The 20,738-nt window shown below is 68.6% G+C and carries 23 protein-coding genes; 11 read left to right on the top strand and 12 right to left on the bottom strand.

From position 1 onward, the window contains the following. The first annotated feature begins 24 nt into the window (after nucleotides 1–24). A complete protein-coding gene (rnhA, locus tag ACM6LR_RS21665) occupies nucleotides 25–513 on the top strand; it encodes a ribonuclease HI (protein WP_414944388.1) in 489 nt (162 codons plus the stop codon). Here the strand turns inward: rnhA and ACM6LR_RS21670 are convergent. The 4 genes from ACM6LR_RS21670 to ACM6LR_RS21685 form a co-directional block, all read right to left on the bottom strand. Next, nucleotides 510–1,181, bottom strand: a complete 672-nt coding sequence (locus tag ACM6LR_RS21670; RefSeq protein WP_414937812.1) for a hypothetical protein — start codon at nucleotides 1,179–1,181, stop codon at nucleotides 510–512. The genes rnhA and ACM6LR_RS21670 overlap by 4 nt on opposite strands. Before the next feature lie 196 nt (nucleotides 1,182–1,377). After that, entirely contained in the window at nucleotides 1,378–1,872 is a 495-nt protein-coding gene (locus tag ACM6LR_RS21675) for a hypothetical protein (protein ID WP_414937813.1), read from the bottom strand. Then, entirely contained in the window at nucleotides 1,869–3,281 is a 1,413-nt protein-coding gene (locus ACM6LR_RS21680; RefSeq protein WP_414944389.1) for an ATP-binding protein, read from the bottom strand. Before ACM6LR_RS21680 ends, ACM6LR_RS21675 begins: the two co-directional genes overlap by 4 nt. Beyond that, complete coding sequence (locus ACM6LR_RS21685) at nucleotides 3,278–3,970, bottom strand: response regulator (RefSeq protein ID WP_414937815.1); 693 nt, start codon at nucleotides 3,968–3,970, stop codon at nucleotides 3,278–3,280. The genes ACM6LR_RS21680 and ACM6LR_RS21685 overlap by 4 nt, the downstream gene beginning before the upstream one ends. Nucleotides 3,971–4,080: 110 nt before the next feature. Here ACM6LR_RS21685 and ACM6LR_RS21690 point away from each other — a divergent pair, with 110 nt between their 5' ends. Then, nucleotides 4,081–5,028 carry a phosphatase PAP2 family protein gene (locus ACM6LR_RS21690; RefSeq protein ID WP_414937816.1) on the top strand — a complete coding sequence of 316 codons (948 nt, stop codon included), beginning with the start codon at nucleotides 4,081–4,083 and terminating at the stop codon, nucleotides 5,026–5,028. 209 nt (nucleotides 5,029–5,237) lie between these two features. On the opposite strand, the gene ACM6LR_RS21695 is transcribed toward ACM6LR_RS21690, so the two are convergent. Next, nucleotides 5,238–6,746, bottom strand: a complete 1,509-nt coding sequence (locus ACM6LR_RS21695; RefSeq protein WP_414937817.1) for a GGDEF domain-containing protein — start codon at nucleotides 6,744–6,746, stop codon at nucleotides 5,238–5,240. 140 nt (nucleotides 6,747–6,886) lie between these two features. On the opposite strand from ACM6LR_RS21695, the gene ACM6LR_RS21700 reads away from it, so the two are divergent. Then, nucleotides 6,887–8,107 carry a cytochrome P450 family protein gene (locus ACM6LR_RS21700; RefSeq protein ID WP_414937818.1) on the top strand — a complete coding sequence of 407 codons (1,221 nt, stop codon included), beginning with the start codon at nucleotides 6,887–6,889 and terminating at the stop codon, nucleotides 8,105–8,107. Between the two features lie 96 nt (nucleotides 8,108–8,203). On the opposite strand, the gene ACM6LR_RS21705 is transcribed toward ACM6LR_RS21700, so the two are convergent. Continuing rightward, complete coding sequence (locus ACM6LR_RS21705; protein ID WP_414937819.1) at nucleotides 8,204–10,486, bottom strand: ATP-binding protein; 2,283 nt, start codon at nucleotides 10,484–10,486, stop codon at nucleotides 8,204–8,206. A 455-nt stretch (nucleotides 10,487–10,941) separates the two neighbouring features. Between ACM6LR_RS21705 and ACM6LR_RS21710 the strand changes: the two genes are divergently transcribed. After that, nucleotides 10,942–11,877, top strand: coding sequence for a DMT family transporter (locus ACM6LR_RS21710; protein WP_414937820.1), 936 nt, complete (start codon nucleotides 10,942–10,944; stop codon nucleotides 11,875–11,877). Here the strand turns inward: ACM6LR_RS21710 and ACM6LR_RS21715 are convergent. After that, on the bottom strand, nucleotides 11,802–12,281 hold the full coding sequence (locus ACM6LR_RS21715) for a GNAT family N-acetyltransferase (protein ID WP_414937821.1): 480 nt from the start codon (nucleotides 12,279–12,281) through the stop codon (nucleotides 11,802–11,804). The genes ACM6LR_RS21710 and ACM6LR_RS21715 overlap by 76 nt on opposite strands. A 153-nt stretch (nucleotides 12,282–12,434) precedes the next feature. Here ACM6LR_RS21715 and ACM6LR_RS21720 point away from each other — a divergent pair, with 153 nt between their 5' ends. Beyond that, nucleotides 12,435–12,635 (top strand): hypothetical protein, encoded by a 201-nt coding sequence (locus ACM6LR_RS21720; RefSeq protein WP_414937822.1) that lies wholly within the window; start codon nucleotides 12,435–12,437, stop codon nucleotides 12,633–12,635. 21 nt (nucleotides 12,636–12,656) lie between these two features. On the opposite strand, the gene ACM6LR_RS21725 is transcribed toward ACM6LR_RS21720, so the two are convergent. Together ACM6LR_RS21725 and ACM6LR_RS21730 are read right to left on the bottom strand one after the other, a co-directional pair. Continuing rightward, complete coding sequence (locus ACM6LR_RS21725) at nucleotides 12,657–13,016, bottom strand: VOC family protein (protein WP_414937823.1); 360 nt, start codon at nucleotides 13,014–13,016, stop codon at nucleotides 12,657–12,659. Between the two features lie 36 nt (nucleotides 13,017–13,052). Further along, complete coding sequence (locus tag ACM6LR_RS21730; protein ID WP_414944390.1) at nucleotides 13,053–13,664, bottom strand: TetR/AcrR family transcriptional regulator; 612 nt, start codon at nucleotides 13,662–13,664, stop codon at nucleotides 13,053–13,055. Between the two features lie 109 nt (nucleotides 13,665–13,773). Here ACM6LR_RS21730 and ACM6LR_RS21735 point away from each other — a divergent pair, with 109 nt between their 5' ends. From ACM6LR_RS21735 to fgd, 4 genes are all read left to right on the top strand, one after another. Beyond that, on the top strand, nucleotides 13,774–14,997 hold the full coding sequence (locus ACM6LR_RS21735; RefSeq protein ID WP_414937825.1) for a lipase family protein: 1,224 nt from the start codon (nucleotides 13,774–13,776) through the stop codon (nucleotides 14,995–14,997). Nucleotides 14,998–15,016: 19 nt separating this feature from the next. Continuing rightward, nucleotides 15,017–15,544: a hypothetical protein gene (locus tag ACM6LR_RS21740; protein ID WP_414937826.1), complete on the top strand. Its 528-nt coding sequence runs from the start codon at nucleotides 15,017–15,019 to the stop codon at nucleotides 15,542–15,544. A 44-nt stretch (nucleotides 15,545–15,588) separates the two neighbouring features. Then, nucleotides 15,589–16,065 carry a DIP1984 family protein gene (locus ACM6LR_RS21745; protein WP_414937827.1) on the top strand — a complete coding sequence of 159 codons (477 nt, stop codon included), beginning with the start codon at nucleotides 15,589–15,591 and terminating at the stop codon, nucleotides 16,063–16,065. Nucleotides 16,066–16,465: 400 nt separating this feature from the next. After that, nucleotides 16,466–17,470: a glucose-6-phosphate dehydrogenase (coenzyme-F420) gene (gene fgd / locus ACM6LR_RS21750; protein WP_414937828.1), complete on the top strand. Its 1,005-nt coding sequence runs from the start codon at nucleotides 16,466–16,468 to the stop codon at nucleotides 17,468–17,470. A 180-nt stretch (nucleotides 17,471–17,650) separates the two neighbouring features. Here fgd and ACM6LR_RS21755 read toward each other — a convergent pair whose 3' ends face one another. From ACM6LR_RS21755 to ACM6LR_RS21765, 3 genes are all read right to left on the bottom strand, one after another. Continuing rightward, nucleotides 17,651–17,779, bottom strand: coding sequence for a hypothetical protein (locus tag ACM6LR_RS21755; protein ID WP_414944391.1), 129 nt, complete (start codon nucleotides 17,777–17,779; stop codon nucleotides 17,651–17,653). Nucleotides 17,780–17,825: 46 nt separating this feature from the next. Continuing rightward, nucleotides 17,826–18,032: a hypothetical protein gene (locus ACM6LR_RS21760; protein ID WP_414937829.1), complete on the bottom strand. Its 207-nt coding sequence runs from the start codon at nucleotides 18,030–18,032 to the stop codon at nucleotides 17,826–17,828. Nucleotides 18,033–18,231: 199 nt separating this feature from the next. Continuing rightward, nucleotides 18,232–18,645 carry an SsgA family sporulation/cell division regulator gene (locus ACM6LR_RS21765; RefSeq protein WP_414937830.1) on the bottom strand — a complete coding sequence of 138 codons (414 nt, stop codon included), beginning with the start codon at nucleotides 18,643–18,645 and terminating at the stop codon, nucleotides 18,232–18,234. 549 nt (nucleotides 18,646–19,194) lie between these two features. On the opposite strand from ACM6LR_RS21765, the gene ACM6LR_RS21770 reads away from it, so the two are divergent. Beyond that, nucleotides 19,195–20,118 carry a hypothetical protein gene (locus ACM6LR_RS21770; protein WP_414937971.1) on the top strand — a complete coding sequence of 308 codons (924 nt, stop codon included), beginning with the start codon at nucleotides 19,195–19,197 and terminating at the stop codon, nucleotides 20,116–20,118. 60 nt (nucleotides 20,119–20,178) lie between these two features. Beyond that, nucleotides 20,179–20,694 carry a winged helix-turn-helix transcriptional regulator gene (locus tag ACM6LR_RS21775; protein WP_414937831.1) on the top strand — a complete coding sequence of 172 codons (516 nt, stop codon included), beginning with the start codon at nucleotides 20,179–20,181 and terminating at the stop codon, nucleotides 20,692–20,694. The last annotated feature ends 44 nt before the right edge of the window (nucleotides 20,695–20,738 follow it).

A 20,738-nucleotide genomic window follows, 5' to 3' on the forward strand; every position in this document is an offset into this window, starting at 1 on the left:
CCGTCCAATCGCTAGGGTGTCCCGGTGGCGGAAGCAGCAGTCGAGATCTACACCGATGGCGCGTGCAGCGGGAATCCCGGCCCCGGCGGCTGGGGAGCGGTGCTGCGGTACGGCGACGTCGAGAAGGAGATCTACGGCGGGGAAGCCGGGCCGACCACCAACAACCGCATGGAACTGACGGCGCCCATCGAAGCGCTGGAAAGCCTGAAACGCCGGGTCACGGTGAACCTCTACACCGACAGCACGTATGTCCGGAACGGCATCACCAGCTGGGTGCGGAACTGGAAGAACAACGGCTGGATGACCTCGGCCAAGACGCCGGTCAAGAACGCCGATCTGTGGCGCCGTCTCGACGAAGCCGCTTCACAGCACGACGTCGAATGGCATTGGGTCAAGGGCCACGCCGGGCACCCGGAGAACGAGCGAGCGGACCGGCTCGCCGTCAAAGGCGTGGAAGAGGTCATGGGACGGCCTGTGGTCCAGCCCGGCGAGCGGTCCGCTCGACGTCGTTAACAGCTGACGTTGACCTTGGCGCTCTTGGAGAACGACACGTGGACGTGGTCCATGTGGTTGGCGGTCGCGCCGCCGCGATCCTCCATGGTGTCCCAGCCGCTGCCGTCGTTGTAGCGCTGACGCCAGATGACGTAGGCGACGCCGAAGTCTTTCTGGTTCGCCAGGAGGTAGTCGGCGATGGCGTTGCCGGTGGCGGTGTCCACCATGAAGTCCAGCGCGAGGCCGGAGGGGTGGTCACTGGCGTTCGCGCGGCCGGCGACGCCGCCGACGTCCTTGACGCCGAACTTCGCCTTGACGTGGTTGCCGACCTGGGCCACGTGTGGCTTGGTGCCGGCGAGGCTGGTCGAACACGACGCCGTCGCCGCGGGCACGGTCTTCTTCACCGGGGCGGGGGCCTTGCTCGACGTCGTCGGCTTCGGGGGAGCCGCGGTGGTCGAGGGGGGCGGGGTGGTCGTGCTGGAGGGCGGGGTGCTGCTGGCCGACGGCGGGGGAGTCACGCTGGAGACCGGGGGAGCCTGCAGCGCGAGCGCGGCACTGGCCGCTTCGACGTCGGGGGAACCCACGGTGGTCAGCCACATCGACGCCGGGAGCGCCGTGGCGACCGCCGCCGCGATACCCGCGGGGAGCTTCCACTTCGGGGCATGGGTTTTGCGATGTCTGCCGGCCATTTCTCTGATCACTCACCAATTCGGGGACGGGAACTCGCGTCGGGGGCCGCGAGCTCCGGGCAACATTACGAAAAGGACACGGCAATGTCACGCACGAGTGTGCTCGCCCACAGTTACCTTGATCGGTGAACCAAACAGGGCTCACAGCCGTACAGACACAAGAAGCGCTTTAATATGACCACTGTGAGTGACGAGTTCAGTCCGCTTTGCAGGATTGGAAGTACATCTGCCCGTCCGGCGAGGTCACGTTCACTCCCTGGGAGCGTGCAGCCCGTCCAATCGCCGTCGCAGCCGCGAGCGTGGTGCAGATCAGCTGGTTGATGGCTTGGTTGGACAGTTTTCGCATGCTGAACGGCAGCACCATCGACGCCGGGTCGCCCGAGTACACCTCGACCCGTCCCATCTCGGGCGGGATGAACGTGGTGAGTCCCTGTGCGGCTTCCCGCTCCGTCGGTCCCTTCATCAGCAACGTGATCGCGCCTTCGGGGGAAATGAAGCCTTCGCTGGGCCGGGTCACCGGGATGACCCGGCCCTCGGAGACGAAGTACAAGGTCAACCCGCCGACGACCGTCGGCCCCGAGGTGGCGCGCAACGACGGTCCCGGTCCCGCCGGGATGACGCCGGTGGGCTGGACGCCGCAGCCCGCCACCAGCATCGCCGAGGCGAGGGCGGTCAGAAGGGTTTTCCTCATCGCGTCCCTCCTTCGGCCCGATGCGGTAGGCGCAGGACGAAGCGGGCGCCCTGGCCGGTGTTGCCCGCCGTGATGTCACCGCCGTGCAGGCGGGCGTTCTCCAACGCGATCGCCAGGCCCAGCCCGCTGCCTTCGGACCGGGCGCGGGAGCTGTCCGCCTTGGTGAACCGGTCGAACACGTGCGGCAGGACCTCGGGGTCGATCCCCGGACCGTGGTCGTCGACCCGCAGGGTGACGCCGTCGTCTTCGGCGCGCAGGTGGACTTCGATCGGGGCTGCGCCGTGCCTGAAAGCGTTGCCGACGAGGTTGGCCACGATCAGGTCGAGCCGTCGCCGGTCGACTCGCGCGGTGACGCCCTCGGGCAGGTCGGTCACCAGGTCTTCACCGTCCCGCCAGCCCCGGGCGTCGAGGCTGTCGCGGATCGCCGTCGCGAGATCCCATTCGTCGAGTACGAGTTCGGCGCGGCCCGCGTCGAACCGGGAGATCTCGACCAGGTCCTGCACGAGCCGGGTCAGCCTGCGGGTCTCGCCGGAGACCAGCCGCGCGGCGACCGCGGTGTCCGGCGGCAATGCCTCCGCGTCCTCGTCCAGGACGTCGGTGACCGCGTTCATCGCCGCGAGCGGGGTGCGGAGTTCGTGCGAGACGTCGGCCACGAACCGGCGGGCATCGGCCTCCATGGCCCGCAGCTCGCCGACCGTGCGCTCCAGCTCGGCGGCCGTGTTGTTGAAGGTCGTGACCAGTTCGGCCAGCTCGTCGGACCCTTTGGCGGGCAGCCGGACGTCGAGCCTGCCCTCGCCGAGCTGGGCCGCGGCGGTGTTGAGCGCCCGTACCGGCCGCAGGACCTGCCTGGCGGCCAGCAACGCGAGCGCGGCGGCGAGCGGGAGGGCCAGCGCGGCCATCTGCCAGGCGTACTTCGCGAGCTCTTCGATGGCTTGCTGCTGCTGGCCGAGGGAGGTGAGCGAGTACACCTGGAGCCCGCTGCGCCCCATCAACCCGTTCGGCTGCCGTGCCAGCACCGGCATACCGACCAGAAGCTCGGGGATGGCGTCGCGGTCAAGGCGCTGGAACTGGATCCGCTCGTCGTTGGCGACGGTCTCCCTCAGTTCGGGGGAGAACGTGGTCAGATCGGGTCCGTTGACCGACCGCGTGTCCCGGTAGACCGCGACGGCGTTCAACCGCAGGCTGCCGGCGAAGTCGTTGAGCTGCTCCTGGGTCGGCGGCGTGGACAGCGGGCGGCCGTAGGCGGCGACCCGGTCCTTGAGCTGGTTCATCGCCGCGTCCTGGACCGCTTCGAGGATGGCGTTGCGGGCCGAGACGTAGCTGGCCCCCGCCGCGGCCGCCGCCCCGATGATCGTCATCGCCGCGAAGGCGAGGATGAGTCGCGGCCGCAGCCCGGAGAGCAGCCTCATGAACGGCCGAACCGGTACCCGAAACCGCGGACGGTCTGGACGTGGTCGGGTTTCGCGGGCACGTCTTCGATCTTCGCGCGCAACCGCTGGACACAGGCGTCGACCAGCCGCGAGTCGCCGAGGTAGTCGTGATCCCACACGGCGGAAAGGATCTGCTGGCGGCTGTAGACCTGTCCGGGCGTGCGCGACAGCTCCAGCAGCAGTTTCAACTCGGTCGGAGTGAGGGAGACCGGCTCGCCGTTCTTCGTGACCACGAGCCCGGCCCGGTCGATGACCAGGCGGCCGTGCCGTTCGGCGGCGGTGTCGTCGGCGTTCGCGGGCTTCTCGCTCACCGCGCGCCGCAGCACCGCCCGGATGCGGGCGTCGAGCACGCGGGGCTCGATCGGCTTGGCCACGTAGTCGTCGGCGCCCGCCTCCAGCCCGGCCACGATGTCGAAATCGTCGCTGCGGGCGGTGAGCATGATGATCGGCACCTCACCGGCGGCGCGGATGCGGCGGCAGGTCTCGAAGCCGTCGATTCCGGGCAGCATGAGGTCCAGCACGACGATGTCGGGCTGGAACACCCGCAGCTTCTCCAGCCCGAGCTCACCGCTTTCGGCGGTGTGGACGGTATGCGCCTGACGGCGCAGCGCGAGTTCCAGACCCTCCCGGACGGACGCGTCGTCTTCGATCAAAAGGACACTTGCCACGTCGTCATTATTCGGATATCTCCGCGCGTGTGCGACTCGGCTCGATCTTGTAGCAGAACCATGACATTGTCCGGACGTCATCGCTAAACGGCGTGGGGACAGTGAGATGCATGGCCGTACTCACCCACGAAGCGAAGCCCGCCCACACCCACCGTCCGCAGCCGGGACGGCACGCCGAGACCAGGCTCACCCTGTCCAGGGCCGTGTTCCAGCTCGTCACCGGACTGGGACTGGCCGTCGCGTTCGTGGTGACGTACGTGCTCTTCGTGCACACGTCGGCGGGGCAGCTCGCGGAGAACGGCGTCGTCCGCAGCGCGCAGTCCGGCCGGTGGTCCACAATGGACTGGGCGGGCCCGCTGCGGGAGCAGGACATGGTGCTCGTGCTCGGCATCGCCGCGATCATCCTGGTCGCCCTGGCGTCGCTTCGCCGCAGACCAGGCCTCCTCGTCCCCGCGCTGAGCGTCCTCGTGCTTCCGCTCATCACGGCGCAGCTGCTCAAGCTGTACGTCCTCGAACGCCCCGAGCTGCCCGACGGTGGTTACGGACCGGCCCACAACAGCTTCCCGAGCGGACACGTCAGCGCCGCCATGGCGATCCTGATGGCGCTCGCCTTCGTTCTGCCCCAACGGTTCCGCCCGGTGATCATCGGAATGGGCGGCGTCGCCGTCGCCTGGGTCGCGTCGTCGACCATCGCGCTGGGCTGGCACCGGCTGAGCGACACCGCGGGCGCCTGCCTTCTGGGCGCGTCGTTCGCCTGCCTCCTCGCCGCCTGGCTGACCACCCTGCGCCGGGATCTGCGCCGCACGCCCGCCTGGATCGTGGCGATGGCCGCTGTCCTGCCGACGGCGCTCGTGCTGATCGGGTTCGCGGTGCTGAGCACGGCGACCGACGGCGCCGCCCAGTTCGTCGCCGCACTGGTGCTGGCCGCGCTGGCCGCGGTGGGCGTCGTGCTGATCGCGCTGTGGCCGCTGCGCGGTTCCGCGTTCGAGCGGCGGGCCGTCGTGGAGACCAGGGTGATCGACGACCTGCTCGAGACTCGCCTCGTGACCCGCCGCTGACGCGGGTCGTCCGAGGTGCCCCGAATGTCACGTATGGGACGGTTACGTCTCATACGTGACATCGGTGTTTGGGGGCGCCGGTACCGAGTCGGTCACCTCACAACGGCGGCGCGTGAAGGCGTGGGAAGCGCAACCTCGCCGCGTGAAGGACGCTTTCCCCGCATGCCATGCGGCGAAAGTCCCCATCGCCCCGTACTCAAGACAGTCCTTCACCACTCGCGCCGCGAGTCCCCGGCCCGGCTCAACGGTGGCGCAGGAACCCGCGGTGAAGGAGGATTCACCGCCAAAGCCGAACGGGCCAGCACGACCCGGTTCCGCCCACCCCGCTTCGCCTCGTACATCGCCGAGTCCGCCGCACGGAAGAGCTCGCCGTAGTCCGTGGAGTTCTCCGGCGAGAGCCCGACGCCGATCGACACGGTGCACCCGTAGGTCGGCCCCACCGCACGGGGTTCGTTGGTGGCGTGCCCGCTGGCGAGTTCCGTCAGGCCGGTGATCGCGGTGGCGGCGACGGCCGCGCGGATCCGCTCGGCGATCCGCATGGCCTCCACCCGCGTGGTGTCCGGCAGCAGTACGGCGAACTCCTCGCCGCCCCAGCGCCCGACGACGTCGGAGGCGCGCGTGTTCTGCCGGAGTACCGCGCTGACGCAGCCGAGCACGATGTCGCCGCCGGAATGCCCGTACTTGTCGTTCCACTGCTTGAAGTGGTCGAGGTCCAGCATCAGGAACGCCGTCGGCCGCCGGTCGGTCTGATCTTCCAGCAGCCGCAACGCCGCCGGGGCGTGGAAGGACTCCTCGGTCAGCAGCCCGGTCTTCCGGTCGCGCTGGCTGCGCGCGATCGTGTCCGCCAGCGCCTGCGAGAGCCGGGTCGAGCGCAGCGCCACGCCGATCATCACCAGCGGCACCAGCGCGATGTTGACCGCGCCGAGGATCGTGGTGCACGCGGCGAGTTGCAGCGCGTAGACGAAGTCCGCGTTGTCCGCCCAGCTGCCGACCAGCTTCTGCCGCCGCCAGCCGCCCCATGCCAGGCCGCGCGCGATGCTGATCAGAAGCGTCTGCGACCCGAAGTACCAGAGCGCGGTGCCGACCAGCGCGACGGCGGCGTACACGATGTCGCCCGCTCGCTGGGGGAGCGTGCCCGATGCGAGCCAGGTGTGCAGCGACGTCAGTTCGGTGATCGTGTGCACGCCGAGCATGGACGCGGCGTGCGCGGCGGTGGTGAAGAGGAACGTCGTCATCGCCTTGTGCGCGATGGAGTACCGCTGCACGCGCACCATCAGCAGCAGCGCGAGCGACAACGTCGGCGGCAGCAGGACGGCCGCGCTGCCCAGCCAGACGGCGGTCTGGTCGATGTGCTCACCGCGCCGGTCGTCGGCGCGCCGCTGTTCCTCGGGATGCTGGGTCTGGATGAGATACCAGACGGCACAGCCCGCGATCACGCCGAAGCGGACGAGGTCCGTGGTCGTGACAGTGACCTTGAAGGCGCTGTAAAGGGCCCAGATCGCGACCGCGATCTCGGTGCCGAGCATCCAGAAGACCGCCGCGGGCGGCAGGCGCCACAGTTCCCACCCCGCCGGATGCCGCAGGGTGTTCGAGGCTCGGCCACGAAGCCGCCAGACGCGGGCGGCGGCGAGACCGACGGTGTCGGCGAAACTCCGTGGCGAACCGCCGGGCCGCTCGGAGACCTGCTTGCCCAACTCGCTGACGAGGGCCACCTCCATCCGTTACGCACCGCACCCGCTTCGATCTTGCTGGTCACCACAAGGGGGTGACAGGGGGACCGCGTTGACGATCGCGTGAGACAGCCCAATACCTGCGTTCGCCGGACGCGAAACCGCCTCAAACTGGCAGGGTGGCTCGTATGTCCGATGCCGCATACGACGACACCGCGGTCCCTGTGCTGTTCGGCCCGGAGTTCGACAGGGATCCGTCGCCCGCCTACGAATGGTTGCGCGTGAACGCCCCGGCGTTCCGGCTTCCGCTGCCCGGCGACACCTGGACCTGGCTGCTGACCCGGCACGCGGACGTCGTTTCCGCGATGGCCGACCCCCGGCTGTCCAAATGCCCGTCCGTGGCCGCGGAACACTGGCGCAAGGCCAATCTCGGGTTGCCCGCCGACCACCGGCCGACGCTCATCGGGCATATGAACAACGTCGAGGGCGACGAACACGCGCGGCTGCGCAAGGCCTGCGCCGGCGCGTTCGGCCCGCGGCGATTGCAGCACATGCGCGACCGCACACATCAGCTCGCGAACGAGCTGCTCGACCCGATCCTGAAACGCGGCGAGGGCGATCTCGTCGAAGATTTCGCGTACCCGCTGGGAATCCGGTCGATCTGCGAACTGATCGGCATCCCGGACAGCCTCCTGGACGAGGTCCGCCCGCCCGCGCTGGTGGTCGCCGCCGGCGACGTCACCGACATGCCGTCGATGCTCAAGGCGACCGACGACCTGGACAAACTGCTCGCCGACGTCGTCGCCCGGAAACGCGCCGAACCCGGCGCGGACCTGATCAGCGACCTGCTCACGCAGGAAGCCGACGGCAAGCTCACCGAAGAAGAGGTCGCGGCGACGGCGTTCCTGTCGCTGATCGCCGGGCACGAGACGACGATCAGTCTCATCGCCTCCACCGCGCTGACCCTCATCACCCATCCCGAGGAGGCGGCCCGCGCCCGCGACGACGGCTCCCATCTGACGCTCGTCATCGAGGAGGTCCTGCGCCGCGACACCCCGCTGCAGAACACCAGCTGGCGCTTCGTCACCGAGCCGATGGAACTCGCCGGGCAGCGGATGGAGGCTGGCGACCCGATCCTGTTGTCGTTGCTGGCGGCCAATCGCGACCCGGAGGTCCACCCCGAACCGCTCGCCTTCCGCCCGGGCGAGCGGCCGGTGCGGCACGTGGCCTTCGGGCTCGGCCCGCATATCTGCATCGGCGCCGCGCTCGCGCGGATGCAGGCGTCCGCGGCTTTGGAGACGCTGTTCGCCCGCGCGCCGTCGATGACGCTGACCGTGCCCGAAGACCGGCTCGTGTGGTGGCCGAGCGCCATCACCCGCGGCCTGCACAACCTGCCCGTGAAGCTCTAGACGGCGGGAGCTGAAGGGGACCATGCCCGCATGCGATGCGGTGAAGGGCGCTTTCACCGCATCGCATGCGGGGAAAGTCCCCTTCAGCTCCCCGCTCTAGGCGGCGCCTTCGAGGCGGCCGCGCAGCACGCTCGCCTTTCGGTCGTCCAGGTCCATGACGAGCTGGAGCGCGTCGCGCCAGACCGTCATGGCCTCTTCGGTGCGCCCCTGCGCGGCCAGCGCGCAACCGCGTTCGTCGAGCGCGTCGGCCTGGCCCCAGACGTCGCCGCAGTTCCGGTAGGCGGTGAGCGCCTGCTCGCAGTACCCGAGCGCCTGCTCCGGATCACCGAAGCGGCGGCAGGTCCTGGCGAGCGGCACCAGCGCGAAGCCCATGCCGTGCTGGTCGGCGTCCTTCGCATACGCGTCGAAGGCGCGAAGCCCGTGGTCGAGGGCGAGGTCTCGTTCACCGAGGTCGCGGTAGGCGCGGCCGAGGTGGACCCGCGCGGTCGCTTCACCGAGCTGGTAGCCGATCCGGGCGTTCACCGCCACGCTCTGTTCGATCAGCCGCACGGCTTCGGCGTAGTCCTCCCGTTCGTGCGCGATATTGCCGAGCCCCACCAGCGCCCAGCCAAGGCTCGGATTCTCGCCGATCTCGCCGGAGATGTCGACGGCCTGGCCGTACAGCTCGTGCGCACGGTCGAGGTCGCCGCGCCGCCGGTGCGCCTCGGCGAGGTTGATCGCCGACCACGCCAGCCCGCCGAGGTCACCGCCCGCCGTCGCGGACTCGATCGCGACGTCATGGCTGGAGATCCACGTCTGCCACGGCCTGCCGAGCAGGTGGTAGTCGAACATCTCCACCGGCAGCCGCCAGCCGATCTCGTACAGCCCGTGGTCCAGCGCCAGCCGCGCGACGCCGGTGATGCTCGGCATCTCCGACGCGCACCAGATGTAGGCCTCGTCGAAGGTGTCGAACCGGATCGGCTCGACACCTTCGGGGGCGGGGCCGAGGTCGATGTGGTGATCGCGGGCCGGCGTCAGCGTCCAGCTCGCCGCGTTGGCCGCGTAGAGGTACCAGTGGGTCAGCCGGGATACCGCGGCCTGCCGCTCTTCCCGCCATTGTTCGGAGGCGGCTTCTTCGGCGGCGTAGACGCGGAGCAGGTCGTGGAACCGGTAATACTGAGCGCCGACCTGCTGGACGAGATGCGCCTGCACGAGTTTGTCCACGAGCCGTCGCGCGTCGTGTGCGGGCAGCCCGGCGAGCGCGGCCGCCGCGTCCGCGGTGAACCGCGGGCCGGGGTGGAGGCCGAGCAGCCGGAACATGCGGGCGGTGTCGGCCTCGAGCGCGCGGTAGGACCAGCTGAAGGTGGCCCGGACCCCGACGGCGTCGTCGTCGACCGCGAGCAGTTCCAGCCGCCGTCCCTCGGCGACCAGTTCGCGGGCGAGGTCGCCGACACTCTGATGCGGATGCGTGGCGACCCGTTCGGCGGCGATGTTCACCGCCAGCGGTAGTGCCGCGCACAGCCGGACGAGCCTGTTGACGCCTTCGGGGTCGCTCGCCGCGCGTTCGTCGCCGATGAGGTCTGCCATGAGCCGGGTCGCTTCGAGTTCTTCCAGCGGGTCCAAGGAAACCTGGACCGCGCCGCTGCCGACGACCAGTCCCGAAAGCCGTCGCCTGCTGGTGATCAGCACGGTGGTGTCGGGGGTGCCGGGCAGTACCGGCCGCACCTGGTGCGAGTCGAGGGCGTTGTCCAGCACGACGAGGGTGCGCTGGCCGCGCAGCAGGCCGCGCAGGAGCGCGAGCCGCATGTGGTCCTCGGCGGGGATGCGGTCGGGGCGGACGCCGACGCAGCGGAGGAGGTCGTCGAGGATGTCCGCGGGTTGCGCGGGTGAGCCCGCCGCGTAGCCACGCAGATCCGACCAGAGAACGCCGTCGAACTCCTCCTGCCGCCGGTTCGCCCATTTCAGCACGAGCGCGGTCTTGCCGACTCCGGGCGGCCCGGCCACGAAGACCACTTTGGCCGGTCCGGCGAGTGCTTTCTCGTCGAGCAGGGCGAAGTGCTCTTCGCGGCCGACGAAATGACTCGGTGGCGGGGGAAGATGAACGTACGGTTCCGCGCGGGCGGCTTCGGCGAGCACGATCAGCGTCCCGCCCGCCTCCAGCGCGCGATCGCAGGCTTCGGCGAATTCAGCACTCGGCGGGGTCAGGCCGCGTTCGGCCCGGCTGATGAGACTCTTGTCGACATAGGCGAGTTTCTGGAGCTCGCGCAAAGCCAGTCCTTTGGCCTGCCGCCGTTGGCGCAGCGCGCGTCCGAAAGCCCACGCGGCCGTCGAAACCGGCCTGGGTTCCGCCCGTGCTTTCCCGGTCTCCCCGGATCTGGCCGAGCCGGAATTCTCGGTCACCAGAAGCACCTTTCTCCCTGCCCGCGGCAGATCGTGCCACAACGGCGCGACGGCCGGCAGGGCCATCTGCCGAACCGCCGCTGGGCGGAACGGCTCCGCGTGAGACAACCTTCCCATTACATGGGTCACAAGACGGCCACCGGGTATACGGAGGTGCGAAGACAGCCCCCAAACTGTGCGAGAACGCGCCCGTTCCCCACCGGCGCACCAGTCGAAAGGGAGGTGGATCATGCGCGACCGCGAAATGTGAGCAGGCCCTGTTCCGCCTTGCGAACAACCGGGCGAGTATTGATCTCCTCGCTTGCCGGTCGTGGTCGTCTTTTCCCGGCGGCCACGACCGTGACCCTTCGGAACATGTAGGACCGCTTAACGTCGGTGTAGATCTTTTCACTTGTCCTGATGAGTCGTCCGAGGCAGCTTGGAGAGGTATCGAGCGGCCCGGCGAAAGGAACGAAGTGAGCATCGGCGCGCCAGGAACCCTCGTCCGGATGGGCGTTCTCGCCCTGTTGTGGGGATCGGGGTTCCTCTGGATCAAACTCGCGTTGGCCGGGCTCTCGCCCATCCAGGTCACCGTCATCCGCTGCGCACTCGGCGCGGCCGTCCTTCTCGTACTGAGCCGCTGGGCCGGGCAACGCCTTCCGCGTGAGCGCCGGATCTGGGGCAGGCTCCTCGTCGCCGCCTTCTTCTGCAACGCCCTGCCGTTCGCGTTGTTCGGCATCGGTGAGCTGACCGTGGATTCCGGCATCGCCGGCGTGATGAACGCGACGACCCCGTTGTGGTCGTTGCTGATCGGCATCGGGATCGGCAGCGAACGCCGGATCACCGCGATCCGCGGTGGCGGGCTGATCCTCGGTTTCGCCGGCATCCTGCTGATCTTCGCGCCCTGGCAGAAGAGCGGCCTGCTCGGCTGGGGGACGCTGGCCCTGCTCGGTGCCGGCATCAGCTACGCCATCGCTTTCGCTTACCTGGGCCGGAAACTCGTCGGGCAGGGCGGCCCGATCGCGCTCTCCGCCGCGCAGTTGCTGACCGCCACCGTGCTGAGCGCGCTCGCGCTGCCGTTCGACGCCTCACCGACCGGGCCGCTGAACGTGACCGCGTTGGTCGCCGTCGTCGTTCTCGGGATCTTCGGCACCGGCATTACCTTCTACCTCAACTACCGGCTCATCGAGGACGAAGGCGCGACCTCCGCGGCGACCGTCGGCTACCTGCTGCCGGTCGTCTCGGTCACGCTGGGCGCGATCGTGCTCGACGAGGAACTCGGCCCACGGGTGCTCGCCGGGATGGCGGTGGTGCTGATCGGAGTCGTCCTGACGCGCTACGTGAGGTCTTCGGCGAGCAAATCCATCAGCAGCCCGTCGTGCCAGCCGTCGCCCTCGGTGTCGCGTTCGTAGCGGCGCAGCACCCCGACCTCCCGGAAGCCGACGGACTTGTAGCAGCGGATCGCGGCGTCGTTGTCCACTGCGGGATCGATCACCAGCCGGTGATGTCCGCGTTCGTGCACCAGGTGGCTGGCCATCGCGCGGACGGTGTCCGTGCCCAGCCCCCGGCCGTGCGCCGCCGGGTCGAGGAAGAGGTCGAGCGACGCGTGCCGGTACATCGGATCGTCCTCTTCGCCGTACTGGACGAAACCCCGGACGACACCCTCCTCCAGGACGGTGAAGCGGGCCGTCGTGGGATCGTCGAACGGCCAGGTGGGGGAGTCTTCGACCGAACCCCAGCGCGCCCTGACCTCGGCCGTGCCGCGGATTCGGCGCAGTTCCGGGACGTGGGCTTCGGTGACCGGGGTCAGGATCACGATCTCCCCGCGTAACTCGGTGATCAGTTCCCCGCTCCGTCCGCTCGTCCGAATGGCGCCATTCTAGGGAGAAACCCACCGGGACCGCACGAAGACAGGGGGTCTTCTCAGCCTGGATCGGGTATCAACGACAGGGAAGACGGAGGTGGGGTCATGGGGAACCCGTACGAGGAACTGCGCCCGGCAGGGGAACTGGTCGAAGGCGGGGCGACGGCCGTGCGCGCGGTGGTGCTGCGCAAGGCGACCGAGGCGGTGGTCGCGAACGCCCGCGACGCGACGGATTGCCGGATGCTGCTGGAGATGCTCGGGCTGCACTCCCGGCCCGCGGCCCGAGCCGACGACAAGGCCGCCTGAGTCCACTCCGGACCGGGCGCTTCAGCGCCGGGGGAGGACGCAGAACTCGTTGCCTTCCGGATCGGTCATGACCACCCAAGGGTCCGCCTCGGGGTCGTCGACGATCTTGGCGCCGAGTGACACGAGCCGGGCGACCTCTTCGCGCTGGTCGAGTTCGACGGGAGCGATGTCGAGGTGCAGCCGGTTCTTGTCGGACTTCTCCTCGGGCACCGGCTGGAAGAGAAGACTCGGGACGTCCGGGCTCTTCAGCTCGACGTAAGTCACTCCGTGGCCGTCCGTCCACCGCTCGGTTTCGGGAAAGCCGAGTGCTTCCTTCCAGAACGCGGCCAGCGCTTCGGCTTCACGGCAGTCGACGGCGACGGCGAGCATCCGGGTTCGCATCCCTTCAAGGTGCCACGGAAGGGCGAGGTTCGCCGATCAGGTGGGGCGCGGCGTGATCAAGAGCCGCAGGACGTCGGTGAAGAGCGTTTCGGGGACCGCGTCGGCGTCCACCCCGCGCTCGACGGCGAGGCCGTTGGACAGCGCGAGGATCACCACAGCGAGTTGTTCGGCCGGAAGCGGCAATTCCACCGAGTGCGCCCCGGCGGCCTTGCGGATCGCGCGGGTGATGGCCTCCCGCAGCCGGGCCCGGCGTTCCGCGAAACCCGCGTGGATCGCCGGATCCCGCATCGCCAGGCCCCAGTACTCCAGCAGCAGCCGGTGCCAGGTGGCGTCGGTGCCGATTCCGCTCAGCAACCGCGCGCCCGCCTCGGCGGTCGCCTCCTTCAGATCGGCGATCTCGTCGAAGACCGCGGTGGCGGCGCCCATCCGGTCGACGATGTGCTCTTCCATGATCGTCAGCACCAGGTCGTCGCGGCCGCTGAAATTCGAGTACACGGCGCCTTTGGTGAGCCCGGCTTCGGCCGCGATGTCGTTGAGCGAAGTCCCCGCGATGCCTTGGCGGGCGAACACGGCGGTCGCCGCGTCGAGCACGCGCCGCCGGGTTTCGGCCCGGCTCGGGCGGGTGCGCGGAGGACGGGAAGCGGCCATAAATCCGGAGGGTACAACCCGCTGAACTCGAACTCCGGACATTGACTGTGATCTGGCTCATATGGTAGGGAGGCAACTCGATACCGCTCGGTATTGAGTTGGAGGTCCCGTGTTCGCAGTCACCGTCGATGTGCGCCGCGCCATGGCCGTCCTGGCCGCGGCCTTCGTCGCCCTCGCCACCCTGGTGGTCGCCGCACCACCCGTCCGTGCCGCCGATTTGCCACCGAATCCCCGGAACGATCCCTTCTACGCCCAGCCGTCGCCGTTCCCTGACGTCGCACCGGGCACCGTGCTCGACTCCCGGCCGGTCATCGTCCGGGCGCTCGCCCTGCCGCTGCCGATCCGGGCCTGGCAGGTCAAGTACAAGTCCACCGACACCCGGGGCAGGCCGATCGCCGACGTCGCGACCGTCCTGCAGCCGCTCGTCCCACCGCCGGGGCCGCGCAAGCTCGTTTCGTACCAGACCGCGCAGGACGGTCTCACCACCGATTGCGCGCCTTCGTACGTGCTCCGGACCGGGCTGGCCCTGCCCGCCGAGGAACTCGCCCTGATGGTGCCGCTGCTCGCCGCCGGGCACACCGTCGTCACCGCGGACTACGAGGGCCCCGATTCACAGTGGACGGCCGGGCTCAACACCGCGCACGGTGTCCTCGACGGAATCCGTGCGGCACAACGCTTCGCGCCCGCGCGGCTGAACGGCGCGGCCACACCGACGGCGTTGATGGGCTACTCCGGTGGTGCGCTGGCGAGCCAGTGGGCCAACGAGATCCAGCCGTCGTACGCGCCGGAACTGAAGTTCGCCGGTGTCGCGGCGGGCGGGGTCCCGGCCGACATGGGATACATCGCGCGGCAGATCGACGGCGGGCCGCTGTCGGGTGTCTACATCGGAGCGGCCGTCGGACTCAGCCGGGCGTATCCGGAGATCGACCTCGAGACCCTGCTCAACGCGCGCGGCAAGGCGGCTTTCGTCGAGGTCGGGAAGCAGTGCATCGACCGGTTCAGTGTCGGGCAGGCGTTCCGTCGCATGGCCGACTACGTGACCGTGCCGGAACTGCTCGACGTCCCGGCGGTGAAACAGGTGATCGCCGAGAACGTCATGGGCGGGCACAAGCCGGGCTCGCCGACGTACTTCTACCAAGGGATCTTCGACGAACTGACACCGATCCCGCCGGTCGACAAGCTGGTCGCGAAGTACTGCGCGGCCGGGGTGAAGATCAAGTACGACCGGATCCCCGTCGGCGAACACGTCACCGTGGCGGTACAGGGCGCACCCGGCGCGCTGGCCTACGTCAACGACCGGCTCGCCGGGAAACCAGTGCCGAGTTCCTGCTGATCACCGGCATACTCGCCTGATGGCTTTCTTCGACATCGAGGGTTACGAACCCGTGTGGCTCTTCGGGCTCAAGACGATCCGGAGGGCACACGGGGACCGGTTGCGCGCACTGGTGGGCAAGCGGCTCCAGTGCGTTTACCTGACCTGGTATGTCGAATACGGCGAGTGGCTCCAGGACGCGCCTGTCGTGGTGGACTTCGGTGACGAGCGGCTGGAGGTCACGCACTGGAAGTTCGACGAGCTTTCCCTGACCTGGAACACGATCGACCCGTACGGCAGGTCCGAATGGGACTGGGGAGACCCGGCGGAACCGAGCCCGCTCCGGTGGCGGCAGGACATCTACCCCGAACTGTCCGCTTTGGAAGGTCAGGTGCTCCAGGACGTCGAACTGCTCGAATCCACGTACAAGGGCGTGGCCGGGAGCATGGTCGCACTCGGCTTCGTCTTCCCGCGCGGCCGGTTCACCGTCTTCAACGCCATGGACGAGAACGGGCTCGAGTACACGGAGCCCGGTGCGGACTACCGGAAGCATTCCCTGGCAGGCTGAAAAACCGGATGCTTCGGCCGCCGATCTCGGCGATACTTCCCGGCATGTCCCGGATCAAACTGGCCGAAGCGCTCGCTTTGCGCGCCGACGCGACGAAGAAGGTGGAGGCGTTGCGCGCCCGGATCGTCGACAACGCGCGGCACCAAGAGGGCGAGGAGCCCGCGGAGAACGCGGCCGCCCTGCTCGTCGACGCCGAAACCGCGCTGGGCGAACTGGAATCGTTGATCCAGCGGATCAACCGGACCAACGCCGCGACCCCGCTCGGGGAAGGCACGATCACCGACGCGATCGCGCGCCGCGACGTCCTCCGGCTCCGGCACGGCGTCCTCACCGCGGCCGCCGACGCCGCGGCGGGCCGCAACCAAGGCGGCTACGGACGTCAGCTCCGTTCGGAACTCCGGTATCTCTCCGCGCTCCCGGTCGCGGAACTGCGGTCCCGCGCGGATCGGGTCGCGGGGGAGATCCGGGTGGTCGACGTCGAAATCCAGCGCACCAACTGGGAGACCGACCTCCTGGACTGAACGTGGAAAGCAGGTAGCCCTCCGGGAAGCGGGCACAAGCCGAGAGCCGGCGGTTCACCGGCTCACCTCCTGGCACGTGGCGGGCAGCGTGGGGTTCGACTCCCCGATCACAACTCCGCCCAGCACGACGCACAGGTGACGGCGCAAACGGCACAGCTCATCACCACGTGCCGGTCCCGGAAGGCGAGGGTGGGTACGGGGCCTTTCCACGTTCCGCAAGTAGTCCTCTAATTGCTGCGCGCTCCGCCGAGCCGCAAGTAGTCCTCTGGTTGCGGTCGCATTCCCGTCATCCGAGTGGTGTTCCTGACACCCTCCGCCTCGTCGAGGCATGGGCGGACCTGATCGACTCTGTGCCAAGGTGAAGAGCGGAACAACCCCAAGAGCCCAGGCGGTGACCCGGATGGCACTGAAGATCGGTTACAAGGCGTCGGCCGAACAGTTCGGCCCGCGCGACCTCGTCGAGTACTCCGTGCTCGCCGAACAGGTCGGGCTGGACAGCGTGATGGTCAGCGACCATTTCCAGCCATGGCGGCACCAGGGCGGGCACGCGCCGTTCTCGTTCGCGTGGATGGCGGCGGTCGGCGAGCGCACCGAGCGGGTCGTTCTCGGCACCAGTGTGCTGACGGCGACCTTCCGCTACAACCCGGCCGTGGTAGCGCAGGCGTTCGGCACCCTCGGCAGCCTGTACCCCGGCAGGGTGCTGCTCGGTGTCGGCAGCGGTGAGGCGCTCAACGAGGTAGCGGTCGCCCGCATCGAATGGCCCGCGTTCAAGGAACGGTTCGCGCGCCTGCGCGAGGCGATCGAACTGATGCGCAAACTGTGGTCAGAAGAGCGTGTCACGTTCGAAGGCGAGTACTACCAGACCACCGACGCGACCGTGTACGACCGTCCCGAGGGCGGCGTGCCGATCTACATCGCGGCCGGCGGTCCGGTGATGGCGAAGTACGTCGGCAAGCAGGGTGACGGCTTCATCTGCACCAGCGGCAAGGGCATGGACCTCTACACCGAGAAGCTGCTGCCCGCGGTCGCGGAAGGCGCGGAGCAGGTCGGCCGGAGCACCGGCGACATCGACAAGATGATCGAGATCAAGCTGTCCTACGACCCGGATCCGGCGCAGGCGCTGGAGAACACCCGGTTCTGGGCACCGCTCTCCCTGACGCCGGAGCAGAAGGCGGGCATCGAGGACCCGGCCGAGATGGAGAAGGCCGCGGACGCGCTGCCGATCGAGCAGGTCGCGAAACGCTGGATCGTCACGTCCGACCCGGCCGACGCCGTCGAGCAGATCAAGCCGTACGTCGAGGCGGGCTTCAACCACCTCGTCTTCCACGGCCCCGGCCACGACCAGGAGCGCTTCCTGCGCTCGTTCTCCGAACAGGTCGTCCCTGGTCTCCGCGAACTCGGCTGATCCGGTACGGGTGGCGGCACCGGTCGCGCGGCGCCGCCACCCGGCTGGTGAGACCTCGCCGACCGTTCCGGTCGCCGCTGGGTTTCCTTTCGTCCGTGCCCGCGCTTTCGGCATGGCCATCCCGACAATCAGGCGCATCGGCGCCCTCGGGGTCGACGCGGGTTTCGGCGATGGCCGCGGTCACGAGGACAGTGCGGCGATGAACTCGGCCTCGATCAGCAGATCACGTACGACAACCGGTATGAGATCGGCGAGGAGTTCCTCGCCGAACCGTCGCCACAGCGGACACCGGTGTTCCTTCGCCGCCAAACACGCCGAGCTGTGTTCATCATGGGCATTCGACCGACGTCCGCCGTCAGGCGGCGTAATTCGGCCGCGATCCGAGAGCGTCGAGTTCTTCGCGCTCGTGACCCCGATCGTCGCCGAGACCGACGAAGCCGCGTTCACCTTGTTCGGCGGGTGGACCGGAATCGACCTTTCCGGCTATTCGCTGATCGAGATCCTCGAACCCGTCGGTGATCGACCTCGTGGTGCCGGAAGGCGAGACCCTGCGGGAGAGCATCCAGGAACCCGGTCAGGTGCGGTTTCGTGACGACCACCCAGGCGCCCGTTACCGCCGCGATTAGTCCTCTAGTTGCGGTCTCGCGCGCCACCGCGACGACGGGGTCCATCGCCGCGTCGCGGGTCTGCCACCCGCCGAACTGTGTCGTCCGGCGGGCCGATGACGACCGGGAAGCCGTCGAAGCGTTCGTCCAGGTCGCTCAGGACTCGGTGACGAGCTTGCCGAGTTCCTGCTCGAAGTCGAACCATTCCGGCTCGGAACCGGCGGGCACCACGTCGTAGGTGAGGTCGAGGAACTCGGCCAGCTCCTGCGCCGGAGCTTCGAGCACCGCGCTGCCGTCGGGCGCGCTGAGCGCGAAAATCACGATCGAGGCGTCGTCTGCCGGGCTGATGATCACGTCGCCCTCACCTGATGGGGTGAGGAGGCCGTCCGCGAGCAGGTCACGGCCGAACATCCAGCGGACCGTCCCGCCGCCCGAGTGGTAGGCCACCACAACGGCGTAGGGGTCTTCCGGGTCGTACTCGAGATCGGCCTGGACGGGGAGTGGGTCCGCACCGAAAGTGCGCAGACCGAAGACGATCGTCCCCCGGATGAGGTCAGTTTCCTTGTCCAACGCTTCAGCCCCTTACGTTCGGTTGCTGTTGATCTTCAGCTATGGATAACGCAATGTGAAGCCTTTTCGTGACCCGAGTCGACAACTTTCACACGTTCGGCTGAGAGCTGTGTCTCATGTGCTCACGGACGGTTCCAGCCGTGTACGTGCGGTGAGCAAGCGGGATAAGCGATCATCCGTGCAAAAGAAAGAGATTCCGCACGTGCATATTCCGGTGAATGAAAATAGCCAACCATTCGGCGGATGGAATCGGTATTCTTCGAGGTTAGCATCGGCACTGCGTCGTTCGCTAAATTCGGGAGTCCGACGTGGCCCCGTTCTGGACCTCGACGAGCTTGGTCGTTGCGGATCGGGGAGGAGATCGAGTAATGGGTGTGCGAATCACCGTCACCATTCCGAAGGAAGAGCTCCGGAGGCGTGAGGCCGTTCACGGGTCGTCGCGGCGGCGGGAGCTCCAGGGCTGCGTGCTGCCCACGCCTCGGGCAGGCAACGGGACCGAACCGGCTGTGCCGAAGGTCCAAGGACGCCGCGGTGATTGAGCGGCTCCCGATGCGCGTCGGACAGGCCGACATCGATCGGCTCGAAGGCGTCATCGGCACGCTCCGCGCGCGCGACTACCGGGAGGGTGGCGGGGCGTGCCGCGAACTTCTGCGGGTGCTGGAACCCTACGGTGTGGCACTGCGGCGGGGGATGATGTCCGAGGCACTGGCGCGGAGGCTGGCCGGCGTGGTCGCGGATCTGCACAACCTGGTGGGCTGGACGGAATTCGACTCGGGCCGCCCCGTCCGGGCGGAGCGGCACTTTCGTCGTGCGCTCGAACTCGCGGCGGAGGCGGACAACGACGACCTGGCCGCCAACATCCACTACCGGCTCGGCCGGATGTACCTGCATCACCGCTCTCCGGCGGAGGCGCTCGCCCAGTTCGCTCAGGGGCAGCTCGCGGCACGCCGGGCGGGAACGCCGCTGTCGCAGGCGATCCTGTCGGCGAACGAGGCTTGGGCCTACGCGTTGCTTGGTGATGTCCGCCAGGCGCTCGACGAGCTTTCCCTTGCCCCGGAGCACTTCGCCAGTTTCTCGGGCGACGCCGCCCCGTCGTGGTCCGCCTTCTTCACGGCCAATGACATGGCCGCGATGATCGGCATGGTGCGCACCGAACTCGCCAGGCTCGTCGACGTCAGCCACAGCCGGGAGGCCATCCCCGCGCTCGCCGAGGCCATCGACGGCTACGGCCCGGACATGGTGCGCAGCCGGTCGCTGACGATGATCTGGCTCGCCGTCGACCACGCCCTGGAAGGCGACCTCGACCGCGCGGCGGAGGTCGGCCTCGCCGCGATGGAGATCGCAAACGGAATCCGTTCCGCGCGTACGCGGGATCGTTTGCGGCCGCTGTCGGAATGCGTGCGTAGGCGAGTGGATGACATTAACGCGCGGGATCTCCTTGACCGGATCGCGACATTTCGTGCCAGCGCCTGAGCGCCGGAGAATAGGTGGAGGAATGACCGGATCAATTGCACTGGGCGTAGGCTCGCGGGCATGAAACGGACTTCGTTCGCGCAGTGGCCGTGTTCGATCGCGCGCACCATGGACCTGCTCGGCGACTGGTGGACGCCGCTGGTCCTGCGGGAGGCGTTCTACGGGATCCGCCGGTTCGACGAGTTTCAGCAGGAACTCGGCATCGCGCGGAACACCCTCGCCGACCGGCTGCGCCGCCTGGTCGGTGAGGGGTTGCTGGAGAAGCGGGCCTACCAGGCCGATCCGGTCCGTTACGACTACGTGCTGACCGAGAAGGGCGCCGATTTCTACGGTGTGCTCGCCGCGATGACGCGCTGGGGTGACCGTTGGCTCTCCGGCGAGGCCGGACCGCCCATCACCCTCCACCACGACGCCTGCGGGCATGACACGCACGCGGAGGTCGTCTGCGCGCACTGCGCCGGGTCGCTCACCGCGGAGAACACCCGGGCGCGGCTCGGGCCGGGCTACCCGCCAAAGCTGGCGAATCGTCCCGATGTAGTGCGCCGCTTCGCCACACAGCAAGGTTTGACAACGTAAGTCCATCTACGCAACTATCGAGGTCACGAGGATGGAGAGGTGGC

It is taken from the genome of Amycolatopsis sp. cmx-11-32 (genome assembly GCF_047608695.1).
Taxonomy (GTDB): Bacteria; Actinomycetota; Actinomycetes; order Mycobacteriales; family Pseudonocardiaceae; genus Amycolatopsis.